Origin of the sequence: Caulobacter endophyticus (assembly GCF_029543245.1) — a bacterium.
Classification (GTDB): domain Bacteria; phylum Pseudomonadota; class Alphaproteobacteria; order Caulobacterales; family Caulobacteraceae; genus Caulobacter; species Caulobacter endophyticus_A.
Window position 1 is genome coordinate 1 of sequence record NZ_JARQWV010000038.1, and the last position, 16,177, is coordinate 16,177.

At 68.6% G+C, this 16,177-nt stretch carries 9 protein-coding genes; 6 read left to right on the forward strand and 3 right to left on the reverse strand.

The genetic code is table 11. From position 1 onward, the window contains the following. Window positions 1–227 precede the first annotated feature (227 nt). Entirely contained in the window at window positions 228–6,161 is a 5,934-nt protein-coding gene (locus P7A99_RS23950) for an autotransporter domain-containing protein (RefSeq protein WP_277796225.1), read from the reverse strand. 440 nt (window positions 6,162–6,601) lie between these two features. On the opposite strand from P7A99_RS23950, the gene P7A99_RS23955 reads away from it, so the two are divergent. Then, entirely contained in the window at window positions 6,602–7,219 is a 618-nt protein-coding gene (locus P7A99_RS23955; RefSeq protein WP_277796226.1) for a phage tail protein, read from the forward strand. 280 nt (window positions 7,220–7,499) lie between these two features. Here the strand turns inward: P7A99_RS23955 and P7A99_RS23960 are convergent, their stop codons facing one another. Then, on the reverse strand, window positions 7,500–7,784 hold the full coding sequence (locus tag P7A99_RS23960; RefSeq protein ID WP_101718595.1) for a DUF6916 family protein: 285 nt from the start codon (window positions 7,782–7,784) through the stop codon (window positions 7,500–7,502). Between the two features lie 96 nt (window positions 7,785–7,880). Between P7A99_RS23960 and P7A99_RS23965 the strand changes: the two genes are divergently transcribed. After that, complete coding sequence (locus P7A99_RS23965) at window positions 7,881–8,405, forward strand: GNAT family N-acetyltransferase (RefSeq protein ID WP_277796227.1); 525 nt, start codon at window positions 7,881–7,883, stop codon at window positions 8,403–8,405. A 744-nt stretch (window positions 8,406–9,149) separates the two neighbouring features. Continuing rightward, window positions 9,150–12,263 carry a TonB-dependent receptor gene (locus P7A99_RS23970; RefSeq protein ID WP_277796228.1) on the forward strand — a complete coding sequence of 1,038 codons (3,114 nt, stop codon included), beginning with the start codon at window positions 9,150–9,152 and terminating at the stop codon, window positions 12,261–12,263. 190 nt (window positions 12,264–12,453) lie between these two features. Here P7A99_RS23970 and divL read toward each other — a convergent pair whose 3' ends face one another. Further along, window positions 12,454–14,763: a cell cycle protein kinase DivL gene (divL, locus tag P7A99_RS23975; protein ID WP_277796229.1), complete on the reverse strand. Its 2,310-nt coding sequence runs from the start codon at window positions 14,761–14,763 to the stop codon at window positions 12,454–12,456. 121 nt (window positions 14,764–14,884) lie between these two features. On the opposite strand from divL, the gene P7A99_RS23980 reads away from it, so the two are divergent. The 3 genes from P7A99_RS23980 (at window position 14,885) to P7A99_RS23990 (ending at window position 16,160) form a co-directional block, all read left to right on the forward strand. Further along, window positions 14,885–15,298, forward strand: a complete 414-nt coding sequence (locus P7A99_RS23980) for a metallopeptidase family protein (protein WP_277796230.1) — start codon at window positions 14,885–14,887, stop codon at window positions 15,296–15,298. Continuing rightward, on the forward strand, window positions 15,295–15,705 hold the full coding sequence (locus P7A99_RS23985; RefSeq protein WP_277796231.1) for an SWIM zinc finger family protein: 411 nt from the start codon (window positions 15,295–15,297) through the stop codon (window positions 15,703–15,705). The genes P7A99_RS23980 and P7A99_RS23985 overlap by 4 nt, the downstream gene beginning before the upstream one ends. Before the next feature lie 263 nt (window positions 15,706–15,968). Further along, window positions 15,969–16,160, forward strand: coding sequence for a hypothetical protein (locus P7A99_RS23990; protein WP_277796232.1), 192 nt, complete (start codon window positions 15,969–15,971; stop codon window positions 16,158–16,160). The last annotated feature ends 17 nt before the right edge of the window (window positions 16,161–16,177 follow it).

A 16,177-nucleotide genomic window follows, 5' to 3' on the forward strand; every position in this document is an offset into this window, starting at 1 on the left:
TTTTTTGGTGTGGGTCCGTGGTGCGCGGGGCGGGGGGGGGGGGGGGGGGGGTGTGGTGCGGGCCGCGCGCCCGCGCGCCCCCCCCCCCGCCTCCTCAGCGCCCCGTCTCGCCCCCTCCACCGGCTTCGCCGGTCCCCCTCCCCCGCTAAAGCGAGGGAGGAGCCAGAAAAGAAAAGGGCGGCGCCGTCGCCGGCGCCGCCCTCCCTAGTTCAGGTCTTCGTCTTCGATCAGAAGGGCGACTGGACCGTCAGCCTGACGCCCTGGCTGTCGCTGTCCTTCGTGACCATGTTGTCGAAGTCCAGACCCAACCGGACGCCGTTCTTGATGGTCAGGTCGGCCCCAAGCTCCAGCCGCAGCTGGTCGCGGTCGATCGGATCCACCGCCAGGCGGTAGGTCGGCCCGCCCACCCAGTCGGTGTAGCTGAGCAGGGCGTCGTTGGCCTTCTCGAAGTCGTGCGAGTACTCGATCCGGAAGCGCGGAGCCAGCAGGCCGGCCGCCGTCTTACGGAGGAACTCGCCGCGCAGGCCGAGCGTGCCGGTCAGGCTCTGCACGGTCTGGGCGTGGTAGGTCAGGCCGTAGGGCCCGCCGCCGTTTTCCGCGAACGCATCCAGCTGCGAGCGGCTGTAGGCGACCCGGCCGTAAGGCGACAGCAGGCTGGTCTGCGTCCGGTGCTCCATCCCGAAGGTCAGAGCGCCGAACACCTGGTCGCCGTCACGCTGGCCGTTCACCAGCTCGCCCGTCGAGGTGACGAAGCGGCGGGTGTCGAAGTCGAGCGTGCCGTAGCCGAGGACCCCGTCGATGAAGGTCTTCTCGCCCGTCTTCAGGCTGGCGTAGAGGCCCGCGCTGTAGCTCTCGGCGCGGCTCTTGGTGCCCGACTTGCCGATCCGGCTGGAGTCGCGGCCGTAGCCGACACCCAGGCCGAAGGCGAAGTCGGGGTTGACCCGGTAGTCGACGCCGCCGGTGAGACCGTCGGTGGTGAAGCGGAAGCCGCTTTGCGAGCCGACCGCGTCACGCATCCCGAAGTCCGCCGAACCGGAAGCCCAGACGCCCCAGCGCTTGGGACCGGCCTGGCCGTCTTCGCCGTCGTCATCGCCGCTGTAGCCGGCCGAGGCGGCGGGCAGCAGCGCTTCGGAGGGATCGACCGCGTCGTTCATGCCGAGGCTGGCGTACTTGCGGAACCGCTCGCGCGCTTCCAGCCCGTCGTCGCGCTCGGCGTCGCCGCCGCGGACGCTGACCCCGAACCCGCGACCCGCGCCGCCGCCGTTGTGCAGTTGCTCGAGGCGACGGTTGAAGTTGCTGATCTGGGCGTCGGCGAAGCGGATGGCCGCCGCGTCCTGAGCCGCGACCAGGCCCTTCACTTCCGGATCCAGCGACGGGTCCGGTCGAGCCTTGACGATCACGGTGATCCGGCCGGGAGCCGAAGTCGCGTAGGCGTTGCTCAGGGTGTAGGTCACCACCGCCGTGCCCGCGAAGGCGTTGTCGGGGGTGAAGGTCAGGGTGTAGGCGCCGGCCGAGGGGCTGGTCACCACAGAAGCCCCGGCGTTGGCCGGCGTGGTGGCCACCACCGCCGCGGCGGTGAACGGACCGCCGCTGGCCCCAGTCACCAGATTAACGACCGCCTTCTGGCCGGCGAGGATCTCGACGGTGATCGGCGGCGCCGTCAGGGGCGCGGGGTTGACGGCGACGGTCACCTGGATCGGGGCGGAGTCACCGAACACATTGCGGATGCGATAGGTGAAGCTGTCCGACGGACCCTGATAGCCGGTGGCCGGGGTGTAGACGATGGTCTCGCCGTTGACCGTGGCCGTGCCCTTGGTCGGGGCCGTGACCACCGCCACGCCGGTGAACGGACCGCCCGTGGCGCCTTGCGTCGCCGCCAGGGTCACCGACTGGCCGGCCAGGACCGTGATGGTCTGGGCCGACTGGGTCGGCAGGGCCAGCGGACGGACCGTGACGGTGACCGTCGCCGGACCGCCCGTGCCGCCGGCGCCGGTCGCCGTGTAGGTGAAGGTGTCCGTACCGAAGAAGTCGGTGGCCGGAACATAGGTGACGTTGAGGCCCGAAATGGTCGCCGTGCCGTGGCTAGGGGCCGTGGCGATGGCGATCGTGTCGATCGGGCCGGTGTCGTTGGCGGTCACCGGGATGACCACCTGGGCGTTGGCGTTCACCTCGGCCACGTCGGCGACGACGACCGGAGCCGGGGCGGCGACGGTCACGCTGATCGCGGCCGGCGCCGAGGCGCCCCCGGGACCGGTGGCCGCGTAGGCGAAGTTGTCGGCGCCGTAGTAGCCCGGGTTCGGGGTGTAGACGATGAACACCGAACCCGAACCGCTCTGCGAACGCATCCGCGAGGCGCTGCCCTCGACGACGGCCGTGCCGTGTTGCGGCGGGGTGGTGATGATCACCGCGTCATAGAAGCCGTCGATCAGGTTCGAGACGTCGATCCGCGCCGGCGAGTTGGCCGGAGTGGTGGTGGTGGTCGGATCGACCACCGGCGGCGCGGCGGCCACGGCGCTGAGCGTGACGCTCACCGAGGTGGAGTACGGGCCGCTGCCGGTCGAGCTGTCCGTAGCCGTGATGGTCAGCGCGAAGGACCCGTCGGTTAGAGGCTCGGGCACGCCCGAGAGCTTGCCGCTGGTGACGTCGAACGTCAGGCCGGGCGGCAGGGAACCGACCAGGGCGTAGGTGTAGGGCAAGGTGCCGCCCGACGCCTGGAAGGTCTGATCGTAGGCGACCCCGTAGTTGGCGGCCGGCAGCGAGGTCGGCGTCAGCGAGAGGGTCGGGTTGTTGATCGTGATCGAGAAGGTCCCGGAGCCCTGGGCGCCGTAGGCGTCGGTCGCCGAGATCACCGCGGCGTAGGCGCCGCCCGCGGTCGGGGAGCCCGCAAGGACGCCCGTCGACGGATCGATGGTCAGGCCCGGCGGCAGGGACGCCCCACTGAAGGTGTAGGGGGCCGTGCCGGCCGAGGCGGTGAAGGTCGCGCTGGTGTAGGCGACGCCCACCGTGCCGGCGCCCGGAGCGCCGGCGACCACCAGGGTCGGCGCGGTGACGGTGATGGTCACCGTGGCCGGGGCCGAGGCGCCGCCGCTGTTGGAGGCGGTGTAGGTGAAGGTGTCCGTACCCGAGAAGCCCGGGGTCGGATCATAGGTGAAGGTGAACGGCGAGGCGCCGGCCACGGCGGTGATCGTCCCGTGCGCCGGGGGCGTGGCGACCGAGACCGAGGTCGCCGGCACGCCGCTCAGCGACGGATTGATCGCATTGCCGGTGCTGTTGGCGGCCACGGTGGTGGTCACCGCGCCGGCCGTCGGCGGGGCGGGCACGCCCACGCCGATGCTGTAGTTGGCAGAGCCGGTATAGGCGTTGCCGCTGCTGTCGGTGCCGGTGACGGTGAAGCTGTAGGCGCCCGTCGCCGTCGGCGTGCCCGAGATCGTGCCGCCGCTCAGGCTGAGGCCCGGAGGCAGGCCCGCCGACACGCTGAAGGTGATCGGCGCGACGCCGCCGGTGGCGGTGATCGTCTGGCTGTAGGGGATGCTTTCCTGGCCGCCGGGCAGGGCGCCCGAGGCCGGCGACAGGGTGATGGTCGGCGCGGCGATGCTCAGCGAGACCGAGGCCGTGCTGGTGTAGGGGCCGACGCCAAGCGAGCTGTCGGTGGCGGTGACGACGACCGTGGCGTTGGCGGCCGTGGTCGGCGTGCCGCTGATGACGCCCGAGTTGTCCATCGTCAGGCCGGCGGGCAGGCCCGTGGCCGAGAAGCTGGTGTACGGGGCCGCGCCGCCGCTCATGGTGACCGAACCGCTGTAGGCCACGCCCACAGTGCCGGTGGGCGCCGACAGGCTGGCCGAGAACACCGGGTCGTTCACGGTCACGGTGACCTGGGCGACGTTCGAGGTGCCGCCGGCGTTGGTGGCCACCCAGTTGAAGGTGTCGGCGCCGCGGAAGCCGACCGTCGGGGTGTAGCTGATCAGACCGGCGCTATCGACCGAGACGCTTGCGCCGGAGGACGCCGCGCCCACCTGGTAGCCCGTCGGGCTTTCGGTGGCGTGCGAGGCCGCGCTGAAGGTCGTCGCCGTGGCCGAACCGGTGTTGTAGCCCACGCCGGTGATGGAGAAGGACGAGGCCACCGGCGCCGGCGGCAGGCCCACCGTCAGGGTCGCCGTGGTGTTGGCGTTGTAGGGACCCGCGCCCAGCGAGCTGTCGGTGACGTTGACGGTGACGGTGAAGACGCCGCTGACCGCGGGCGTGCCGCTGATGACGCCGCCAGTGTAGGTCAGGCCCGAGGGCAGACCGCTGATGCTGTTGACGGTGTAGGCCGCGCGGCCGCCCGAGAAGGTCACGGGGTTGGCGCTGGCGTTATAGACCCGCTCGACCGTGGCCGTGGCGGACGGCAGGGTCACCGTGATCGTCGGATTGCCGATCGTGACGGTCACCGTGGCCGGCGCCGAGGTGCCGCCGACGTTGGTCGCCGTATAGGTGAAGGTGTCGGTGCCGTTGCGGTAGCCGACCGGCGGGGTGTAGGTCGCGTTGCCGGAACTGTCGATGGTGACGCTGCCGCCCTGGGCCGTCGTGGCCGAGCCGACCGCGTAGCTGGTGATCGAGGCGCCCGTCACATACATGTAGACGGGGATGCTCGTCGTCAGGTTGCCGCCGTCGTTATAGGCGACGATCGAGCCATAGGACTGCGAGGTGGCGACCGGCGGCGCGACGAAGGTGAACTGGTCGGCCGCGCTGGTGGCGCTCTGACCGCCGATCGTCGTGACCTGAACGTCCACCGTGCCCGTGCCGGCCGGCGAAGTCGCCGTGACCTGGGTCGCGCTGTTGAAGACGAAGCCCGCCGCCGCCGTCCCGCCGAACGTCACGGCCGAAACGCCCGTGAAGTTCGTGCCGGTGATGACCACGCTCGTGCCGCCCGCCGTCGGACCCGCCGTCGGCGAGATCGAGGTCACGGTCGGAACCGGGATATAGGTGAACTGGTCCGAGGCGCTGGTGGCGCTGGTCCCCCCAATTGCCGTCACCGTGATGTCGTAGGTGCCGGCCGAGTTGGCGGGCGAAGTCGCGGTGATCTGGGTGTCGCTGTCGACCACATAGCCGGTCGCGTTGGTCGCGCCGAACCGCACGCCGCTCGCGCCGGACGCGGTGGTGAAGCCCGTGCCGGTGATGACCACCGTCGTGCCCCCGCCCGTCGGACCGGCGGTCGGCGAGATCGAGGTCACCGTCGGCGGGGGGAGATAGGTGTACTGGTCGGAGGCGCTGATGGCGCTCTGGCCGCCCACCGTGGTGACGCGAACGTCGTAGGTGCCGGCCGAATTGGCCGGCGCGGTGGCCGTGATCTGGGTGGGGCTGACGACGGTGTAGCCGGTCGCGGGCGCAGCGCCGAAGGCGACCGCCGTGGCGTTGCTAAAGTTCGTGCCGTTGATGGTCACCGAATTGCCGCCGCCAAGGGGGCCGGCGTTCGGCGAGACACCCGTCACGGTGGGGGGCGCGATATAGGTGAAGCTGGACATCGCCGTGCCGCCGGTGGTGGTCACGGCGACGCTGACCGCGCCGGCCGCATGGGCGGCCGTGGCGAAGATGATCGTGGTGTCGGTATGCGTGGTCGGGCTGACCGTGGCGCCGTCGACGGTGACGGTGGCGCCCAGGAAGTTCTGACCGGTTAGCATCACCGAGGTGCCGCCCGCGGTCGAGCCTTCGTTCGGCGACAGGCCCGAGATCGTCGGCGCGGCCGGGGTGCAGGTGGACGTGGTCGTGGCCGTCCCGTCCGCGTTCGGAGCGATGCGGGTCTGGAACGCGAACTCGGTCGCAGTCGGGCTGTAGGAATAGGTTCCGGCGCCGACCCCGATATTGGCGACCGTTCCGCCCGAATCCGTCGACCGCTGGAACTGCACCAGCGGTCCGGTCGAGGTCATCGTGGTCGAAATCGTGTCGCCGACGGCGAAACTGTGAGGTCCGCCCGGATACCATCTGCTTTGCGCCAAGGCCCCCCCGGTCAGGTTGACATAGACGCCCTGGAAGGTCGCCGCGCCCGTGTTCTGCCGCGCGTCGGTGCTGGTCACCGCGCCGCTGGCGATGCTGGTGGTCTGGTCCAGCGCGCCGGCGTTGACGGCGGCGCACCCCGTGGATGCGGCCGCCAGCGTGGGCGCCAGGGTCGTCAGGACGGCGAACAACGCGACGGCGGCGTGGCGAAGCCGCAGGCCTCCCGCACGCCGTTCGCGCTTTTCAGCCGTTGCCGCGAAAGACGTCGCGAACGACGCCAAATCCCGCAGAACGCGGGTCAGCCACCCCTGGACCATCGATTTCCCCAGCCCCAATTATCCACGCGCGGTCGTCCGCCCCGGACTCGCTGTCCGCGCGCATTACCCGCTCACTACACGTAACCGTACATTATGCACAGCCCCAAGGCGTTTCCCGTGTGAATTGTCACATCACGCGCACAGAGTGTGTCCCAAAGTTGAGACACCGATACGCGTGACCGGTTTTCAAGGGATTTCCGGGACTTGCCGCGCGCCTGATCGGAGCCGGGGCATGCACGTGAAACGAGCGTCTTGCGCGCTATGGACGTCGCTGTGTAGCCTGGCAACTCAACATTGTGGGAGGGCCTGACGCCATGGACTTCTATATGGCTATGATCGTGCAGTTCGCGGGTAACTTCGCCCCGCGCAACTTCATGTATACCAACGGACAACTAATCGCGATCGCGCAGAACACCGCGCTGTTCTCGCTGCTGGGAACCACCTTCGGCGGCAACGGCCAGACCACCTTCGGCCTGCCGGACCTGCGCAGCCGCGTCATGGTCGGCCCGGGTCAGGGCCCCGGCCTGCCGAACTACATCCAGGGCGAGATGGCCGGTACCCCGACCACCACGCTGAGCATCGCCAACATGCCGATGCACAACCACGCGGCCACGTTCACCCCGACCGGCACCCCGACCGTGAACGTCACCGCCCTGAGCGGCGTCGCCAACGGCTCGCAAGCCGTGCAGCCGACGGCCAACGCCCAGATCTGTAACGCCTACGACGCCACCAACTTCTCGTCGGCCAGCATCTTCGCCCCGGCCGGCACGGCGGGCACCGCCGTCAACCTGAGCGCCGGCAACGTCGCCGGCATCGCCGGCAGCGTCACCGTCGGCCTCGCGGGCGGCAGCCAGCCGTTCGACAACATGCAGCCTTTCCTCGGCCTGCAGTCGATCATCTGCGTCGCGGGCATCTTCCCCTCGCGCAACTAATCGGCGGAAACGAAAGACGCCGGCCCGTGGCTGTCCACGGGCCGGCGTTTTCTATTTCGGATCGGGCTTTTCAGCTCTGGACCTCATCGACTTACATCGACGGCCGTCCCCTCAATCCGTTCTTCCCCGCGAAGGCGGGGACCCAAGCGGAGGTTGCGGGTCGCTCGCGGCCGCGCCGTCTCCTGAAATGCAGCTTGGATCCCCGCCTTCGCGGGGAAACTCGGTGAGAAGCGACCAGAATTAATGAATGTCGATCCAACCTAGACCTTCGCCAGCGTCGTCAGTTGAAGACGGCCTGATAGACCCGGGCGCCCGGCAGCGGCTTCAGCTGGGTGATGACGATCGTATGCGGACCGCCCTTGCCGCAGTCGAACTCGTAGGCCCCGTCGATCAGGTTGATGTTCATCGGCGCCTCGAACATCAGCGAGAAGGGCTCGCGAATGTCGTGCGCGAAGCCGGGACGGAAGATGGCCGCCAGGGTGATCTCGACCGGATGCGGAATGGTGGCGACACGCACCTGCTTGCCCACCCAGGGTTCGAAATCTTCTGGCTTGAGCAGCAGCATGGCGTCCCCCTCGTCTGTCCTGGACTTGTCCTGGCTGATCGCTCACGGAGCGCAACCTATGCGTCGATCTAGCCCATTCACCCGCGAGTCGTCGCGATGAAATCACCGTTCGACATGCCGCCCCTGCCTGCGGCGCTCCAGGCCCGCGACGTCAGCGTCCGCCCGATCGCCGACGACGACGGCCCGCTGGTGGCGCGCTGGCACGCCGAGTTCCGCGGCGCGTCCTTCCTGGCCATGGGCTGGCCGCGCGAGCAGGTGACGGCGATGATGGCCGACCAGCTGCGCCTGCAGCAGATCCACATCGCCGGCGCCTATCCCAGGGCCGACCGCTGGCTGGTGCTGGCGAGCGAGGTTCCGGCCGGACAGCTGCTGCTCGACCGCGCCCACGCCGACTGGCGGCTGATCGACCTGCTGCTGGCGCCGGAGGCTCGCGGCCTTGGCCTGGGCTCTGGCCTGATGGCGTGGATAAAGGAGGCGGCCACGCAGGCCCACGCCGCGTCGATCACCCTGGACGTCGGGTTCGACAACGCCCCAGCCCAGGCGCTCTATCGCAAGGCCGGCTTCGTCGAGGCGCCGTCGGAGACCGAGATCGCCGTCGCCATGCGCTGGCGTCCGGGCTGAGCCGGCCGGCCTCTCCTCGACATAATCGGTGGCGCACAAACAAAACCCGCCACGCGTAGTTTCAATCCTGTCCGTGAAGTCCGCCGGCGCCGCCGCGCACGTCCTGGCGCGCTTGCGGGACCGGTGATCCTGGTCCTCCCGTTTCCCCTTCCCAGACGGGCCCGCCTTGCGGTCCAAGCCCGTCGCCTGAGCCAGATCCCTAAGCCCGGGACGTCCACCTGGCAAGTCAAATCCCGCTTTCTGCGATGTAGTTCCATAAGTTGAGAATAGAACGTATCGATATTTTCAGCGTGGAAACAATTCGAAATCAAAACAACCCATCAGTTTTCGCAACCGTAAAGACCGACGAATACATGGTTATGTTGTCAAAACTCAGACAACAGAGATTGACAACAGCGGCTCTTCGATAAGATTTTTGACGCCGTCGCAGAGATCAAGAGATCCGCGACGACCGTGAAGACCGCTCTACATCCGCGACGGCGCGAAAACCCCCGCCCGACCGCGACACGCCAAAGCCCGCCGCCGGACACCCGGCGACCGGCCAGCGCTCCGACGCCCGCCGCGTCGCCCGAGCCCCGGCGTCCATGCAAGCTCCGCATCGACATCCGTTCCGTCGCGCCCTGCCGGTCGCGGCCGCCGGCTCGCCGCGCCTTGCCTCCAGCCATCCACCAACACGCCCGAGGGCCCAGCGGCCCGACGGCGAAAGAAGGCGGGACACCGCCAGTCTCTCATCGGAGGAAACCCATGAAACACCAACTGCTGGCGACCACGGGCCTGGCCCTCGCCATCGCCGGGATCGGCGCGCCTGCCGCCCTGGCCCAAGCCGCCCCCTCCCCCGCGACCACCGTCGAGAACAAGGTCGAGGAGATCGTCGTCGTCGGCACCCGCGCCAGCCTGCAGAGCGCCATGGGCCGCAAGAAGCGGGCCGGCACGATCTCGGACTCCATCGTCGCCGAGGACATCAGCCAGTTCCCCGACAAGAACGTCGGCGAGGCCCTGGGCCGGGTGACCGGCGTGCAGTTGGCCCGCGACTTCGGCGAGGGCAACGCGGTGTCGATCCGCGGCGTCGAACCCGACCTCAACCGGGTCGAGATCAACGGCATGAGCACCCTGTCGACGGCCGGCAACCTGCAGGTCTACGGCGGCGGCGGTCGTTCCAACGACTTCCGTGAACTGGCCTCGGAGCTGGTCAAGTCGATCGACGTGTTCAAGGGCTTCACCGCCGACATGACGGAAGGCGGCGTCGGCGGCACGGTCAGCGTCACCACCCGCAAGCCGCTGGACTTCAAGAAGCCGACCCTGTCGTTCACCGGCTCGATGCAGAACCTCGACACGGTCAAGGGCTGGAAGCCGCGCGGCAACGTCTTCGCCGCCACCCAGCTGTTCGACGGGCGCCTGGGCCTGATGGCCAACGTCACCTACGACAAGGTCAATACCCGCGGCGACTACGTCCGCAACTCGTCGTGGGGCCGGTTCGCCGACTTCGACAACTCGGCCGACAAGACCGTCGACTACTATTCCACCGCCTACAGCCAGGACATCGTCGACCTGGCCAGCGGCGTCGACACCTATGCCGGCTGCGCCTCGCTGACGACGCCCGACGCCACCCAGATCTCGACCAGCAACCTGCGCACGGCCTGTCAGAGCCAGTGGTACGACTACGCCCCGCGCGTGGCCCGCTACGGCGTCTGGACCCGCACCGACGAGCGGATCTCGGCCGAGTTCACGGCCCAGTACAAGTTCAGCGACAAGATCGACGCCTGGGTCAGCTACAACCGCAATGAGCGCAGCCAGCGGCTGAACGACATCAACTACGGCACCGACTTCACCTCGGCGACGCGGCTGCGCAACACCGCGGCCAACGGCACGTCGTGCTCGAGCACCGACACCACGGCCGGCTCGGTGGTCACCGACGCCAACCACAACGTCATCCAATATACCCTGGGCAACTGCCTCACGACCTCGGGCGCGGGCGGCTACAACGGCTTTGGCATCAGCGCCCGCGACTTCGCCTACGAGTCGACCAGCGACTACTACAACATCGGCGCCAACTACCGCGGCGACCGCCTGCAGATCGAGTTCCAGGCCTCCAGCGCCGAGACCTCGACCGTCTCGCAGACCAACAATGTCAGCGTCAGCTTCGACACCCCCGGCATGACGGTGACGCTGGACCCGTCGACCGGCAATCCGTCCTTCACCTTTGCCGATGGGTATAGCCCCTCGGACGCCTCGGCGATCCGCCAGTGGCAGATCCAGTACCGCCCATCGAACTCCCAGTCGGAGGAGAAGCAGTACAAGATCGACTTCGATTACGAGGTCGACCTGCCGTTCCTCAAGAAGATCGAGTTCGGCGGCCGCGCCACCGACTTCTCGACCTCTGGCTACGGCTATGGCGGCTACATCATCGACGGCGGCGCCAACGCCTATTCGACCACCGACGACACGGTGATCTACAGCAACGCGGTCAACTCGACGGCGACGATCCTGGCCAGCCAGACGGCCGACCAGACCAGCCCGACCAACGCCTCGGCCGCCTACACCACCGGCTACTGGTCGACGAGCGAGACCTGGTCGCGGGCGTTCTCCAACGCCGTCTTCGCCCAGGCCATGACCCAGCTGCCCAGCGCCTTCTACTACGGCGGCGGCGGCCTGCCCTCGACCTGGCTCTATCCGGACTTCAACAAGGTCGCCCAGTACCTCGACACATCGCACTTCAACCTGAACAACCTGACGACCACGACGGGCAACGACGGCGAGACCTACGAGCAGATCCCCTACAGGATCCAGGAACAGACGAACGCCCAGTACATCAAGTTCAACTACGCCTTCCCGCTGCTGGGCTACGACGTGAACGGCAACTTCGGCTGGCGGCGGGTCCACACCAAGACCTCGGGCACAGGCGCCCAGACCCGCAGCGAGACCTATGCGGCGGCCAACGGCGGAACCTCGACCACCTATGTGCTGAGCAACAGCATCGCCACCATGACCAAGGACTACACGGTGTGGCTGCCCAGCTTCAACGTGGGCCTGTGGCTGGCGCCCAACAAGCTGGCGGCCCGCGCCGGCTTCGCCCAGTTGATGGCCCGGCCGCGCATGGACTACCTGATGCCGACGGTCAGCTGCACCACCGACAACTCGCCCGACGCCAACGGCGAGTTCGACGAGCCCAGCTGCACGGCCGGCAATCCGGAGCTGAAGCCCTATCGCGCCAACCAGTACGACCTGTCGTTCGAGTACTATCCCAACAGCGACACCCAGATCTCGCTGGGGCTGTTCTACAAGGACATCAAGTCGTTCTACGTCTCGTCGCGCACCCTGATCGGCAAGGTCGACTACTACGGCGACGGAGTTCTGTATAACTACAGCACCTATATCAACGGCGACGGGGCCAAGATCTCGGGCCTGGAGCTGACCGGCAAGACGGCCTTCACCTGGCTGCCGGGGGCGCTGTCGGGCCTGGGCGTCGACGCCAACTACACCTACCAGGAAGCCAAGGACGTCGAGCTCTATTCCACGCTTGACGGCTCGCCCCTGCCCTTCCCCGGTCTGTCGAAGAGCAGCGCCAACTTCACGGTCTGGTACGACAAGGGCCCGATCAACGCCCGCCTGGCCTACAACTACCGCTCCAAGTACCTGGTCTCGGCCGCCGACACCTCGGGCCAGCCGGTGTTCCGCGACCCGACCGGCTATCTGGACGGCAAGATCACCTGGAAGCCGGGCCCCGCGGGCCTGTCCTTCTTCGTGGAAGGCAAGAACCTGACCAAGGAGGAGGAACGCTCCACGGCCGGCGACATCCGCCTGACCGAGCTGGGCTACTTCGGCCGCCGGTTCTTCATGGGCTTCACCTACAAGTACTGAGGGTGAGAGAGGCTCCCGGACGACCGGGGGCCTTCATACGACAAGGGCCTCCCGAGGGTCTCGGGAGGCCCTTTCTGTTGCTGCGCGTCCCTCGTCCTTCGACAAGCTCAGGATGAGGAACGAATGCCGCCGAATTGATCCTCACCCTGAGCCTGTCAAAGGGCGCGGATCACGCACGGCGATAGCGATCCTAGAACCCGAACTCCGGCTGGGCCGCGCCCGGGTGCTGGGTCTCGGGCAGGTGGCAGGTGAAGGTCGAGCCGGCGCCCGGCTCGCTCTCCAGCGCCACCCAGCCGCCGTGCAGTTCGACCAGCGCCTTGACCAGGGCAAGGCCCAGGCCCGGGCCGCCGCGGTCGCGGCCGACGAAGCGGTCGAAGATGTGGGCCTGGACGTGGAAGGGCACGCCGCGGCCGGTGTCCTTGACGTGCAGCTTGACCTCGCCGAGCGCCCGCTGGGCCGAGATCGTCACCTTGCCGCCCGGCGGGGTCTGGCGCAGGGCGTTTTCGACCAGATGGTCGACGGTCTGGTTCAGGCGCTTGGCGTCGCCGCGGATCAGGCCAACGTCATCGTCGCAGATCACCTCCAGCGTCACCCCGCCGATCTCGGCGTCCTTGCCGCCTCGATCGAAAGCGCCCTGCAGCAGGTCGACAACGCGGATGTCCTCGATCTCCAGCGCCATCTCGCCGGCGTCGATCTGGGCCATGTCGAGCACGTCGTCGATCGAGCGGGCCAGCTGGGTGGCGGCGGCGCGCACGGCGGCCACATGGCCCTTGCCGCGCTCGTGCAGGCCCTCGGCCCGCTCGAGCAGTTCGGAATAGCCGATGATCGTGGTGAGCGGCGTGCGCAGCTCGTAGGAGACGTTGCCGACGAAGTCGCGCTTCAGCCGCTCGGCCTCGGCCAGGGCGGCGGAGCGGTCCGCAAGCGCGCTTTCCAGGTGGCGGGTGTCGGTGACGTCGGCGAAGGCGATCAGGGTCGCGCCGTCGGGCAGCGGCCGGCTCTGGTAGACGACGATGCGGCCGTCCGAAGTGCGCACCTCGCCCGAGGTGGGGGCGCGCATCTGCGGATCGGGGTCGGCCACCCGGCCCTTGAGCTCACGCCAGAACGACAGGTCATGCAGGCGGCGCACGCACAGCTCGACCACGCCCTCGAAGTCGCCGGCGGCCTGCAGGGCCTGGGGCGTGACGTTCCAGAAGGTCTCGAAGGCCTCGTTGTGCAGGCGCAGGCGGCCGTCCGAGCCGAACACCGCCACGGCGTCGTTCAGCTTGTCGAGCGTGGCCTGCTGCACCTGGATCAGGGCGTTGTACTGGGCCTTCAGGCGCAGCTCGCCGGTGATGTCGGAATAGAGCAGCAGCATGCCGCCCAGCGGGTGGGGCTGGCGCACGACCTTGAGGGTGCGCCCGTCGGGCAGGTCCCACAGCTCGTCGGCCTGGGGACCCAGGTCCTCGTAGCGGGCCAGTTCGGCGGCCTTCCACTTCGCATAGTCCACCGTCTCGGGCAGGCGGCGACGCTGGCGCAGGCGATCCAGCACCTCGCCGTGGGTCGGCCGCTCGGCCAGCCAGGCCGGCTCCAGCCCCCACAGGTCGGCGAAGGCGGTGTTGTGGAACGACAGGCGGCGGCTGGCGCTGAAGATCGCCACGCCGTCGGCGATGTGGTTGAGGGTCTCGTCGTGGGCGGCGACGTGGTTCTTCAGCGTCTCGCGGACATCCTCGACCTCGGTGACGTCGGCGCTGAACACCCCTGCCCCGCCGCCGTCCAGCGGCTTGACGGTGAAGCGAAAGGCCCGGCGACGGCCGTCGATCGGCGTCCAGCGCACGGTCTCGCGACGCTCGGCCTTGGCGGCGGCCTCCACGGCCAGGGCGTCGACGGCGCGGTCGAAGGTCTTGCCGGCGCGAGCGGCCTGCACGGCGTTGTCCACGCCCAGAGCGCGCAGATAGGCGGCGTTGGCCCAGGTCGGCGCGCCGTCCGCGGCGGCGATCCAGGCCGGCTCGGACAAGCCATCGACAAAGGCGGCGAAGCGGGCGGCGCTGGGCAGGCCGAGATCGCCGGTGCGGGCCGCCAGGCGCAGCCAGGCCAGGGCGCCGGCCGCGCGCCCCTCGACCACCACCCGGCCGCCCGGCCCGCGAGCCTCGAAGGCGCAGGCCTCGCCGCGCTCGAAGAGGGCCTTGAGGCGGGCGGCGTGGTCGGGATCGCCGGCGATCAGCGCCTCGACCAGGCCGTCGGGCGTGGCGTCAACGTTCAGCACCTGGGCGCAGGCGGCCAGACTGTCCTCGCCGGTGACCAGGCGGGCCGCGCCGTCCTCGACCGCCACCAGGGCGTTGTCGAAGGCTTCAGCCGAGGCCTGGGCGGCCAGCGAGCCGTTCTCGAGGGCGTCGAGGCGCAGCCTCATGCCGGCCAGGCGGGCGTCGAAGGCGCGCCGCTGGGCCAGCGCCCACAGCGTGGCGCAGATCGCCAGGCAGACCGCGCCGGCCGTCGCGGCCAGGATCAGATCGAGCGATGTCATCCGGCGTGTCGCTGAGCCCCAGAGGCGTAAGGATCGAATCAGATTTGGCAGCTTAGACCGCGCGCGCCGCGAGCGCGATCTGGCCCCTTCCCCGAAGCGCGGATCGCGTTATGTGAAGTTCATGATCTGGACCGACCGTCTCGCCCCCTCGCTGGCCCCATCGCTGGACGACTTCGCCGTTCTGGCCAAGGCCGCCTTCGACGCCCTGCCCGACGAGTTCCGCCGCCTGACCGGCGACGTCGTCTTCCGCATCGACGACTTCGCGACCGACGAGGTGCTCGACAGCCTGGGCATCGAGGATCCGTTCGAGCTGACCGGCCTCTATCAGGGCGTGGACCTGTCGCGCCGCTCGGTGCTGGACGTGGGCGCCCAGCCCTCGATGGTCTTTCTCTATCGCCGGCCGATCCTGGACGAATGGTGCGAACGCGGCGATGTCGCCCTCGGCGCGCTGATCGAGCACGTGCTTGTCCACGAGATCGGCCATCACTTCGGACTGTCGGACGACGACATCCACCGCATCGAGGACGAGGCATGAGCCTTTTCGACACCGAGACCTGGCGCGAGCGGATGGACGAGCGCTGGTTCGAAAGCGGCGTGGCCATCGCCGAAAAGGGCGACGTCGACCTGGTGTCGATCGAGGACGAGGCGGTCACCGCCCACGTCACCGGCAGCGCCGGCGACCTCTATGTCGTCGAACTGCGCGCGCCCGCCGGCGAAGGCCGCTGCGACTGCCCGGGGTTCGAGAAGTTCGGCGCCTGCAAGCACCAGGCAGCCGTGGTGGCGGCGACGAACGCGCTGGACGAAGCAGGCGTGCAGGCGGTACGGGACCGTATGGCCAGGCTTCGCGACGGCCTGGCGCTCGACAGCCGTGAAGCTTTGGTCGAACGCCTGGTGGAACTGGCCCGCCGCGACCCGAAAGTGCTCGCCACGCTCGAAGGCTGACCGGCGATATTCAAAATATATGGAGCAATACTTTCCAGATATACCTGGAGGGCCGTCCATATTTTGCCTCAAAATTCGCGCAATGGACGGTGCGTAAATACACAATATCCCCCGTCGCGGGAGTTTGCGATTGAATATTACGGATTCTGCGCAATACTTCCCGCAGATTCGTCGGAGGTCGATGCAACACCGCTGACGACTGGCCTGAACGCGCTTGCTCGCCGTGCGCAGTCTTGCCAGCCGCGTTGCGAGAGATTGCGTCCGTGTCCATCCCGCCGCCCAAGGCCAGCAAGCCGGAGAACAAGACCCTCGTGGTCGCGTTGTCGGTATTGCAACTGACGGTCGTGGCTCTGGTATGGTTGGTCGCACTTGTTCCGGCGGCGCTGGCGGCCCTGGCCGTCTTCCTCTGGAAAGGCGCCCGCCCGACCGTCCGGGGCAAGTTTCCGCCCGCCTGACCCGCCGCCGAGTCCCG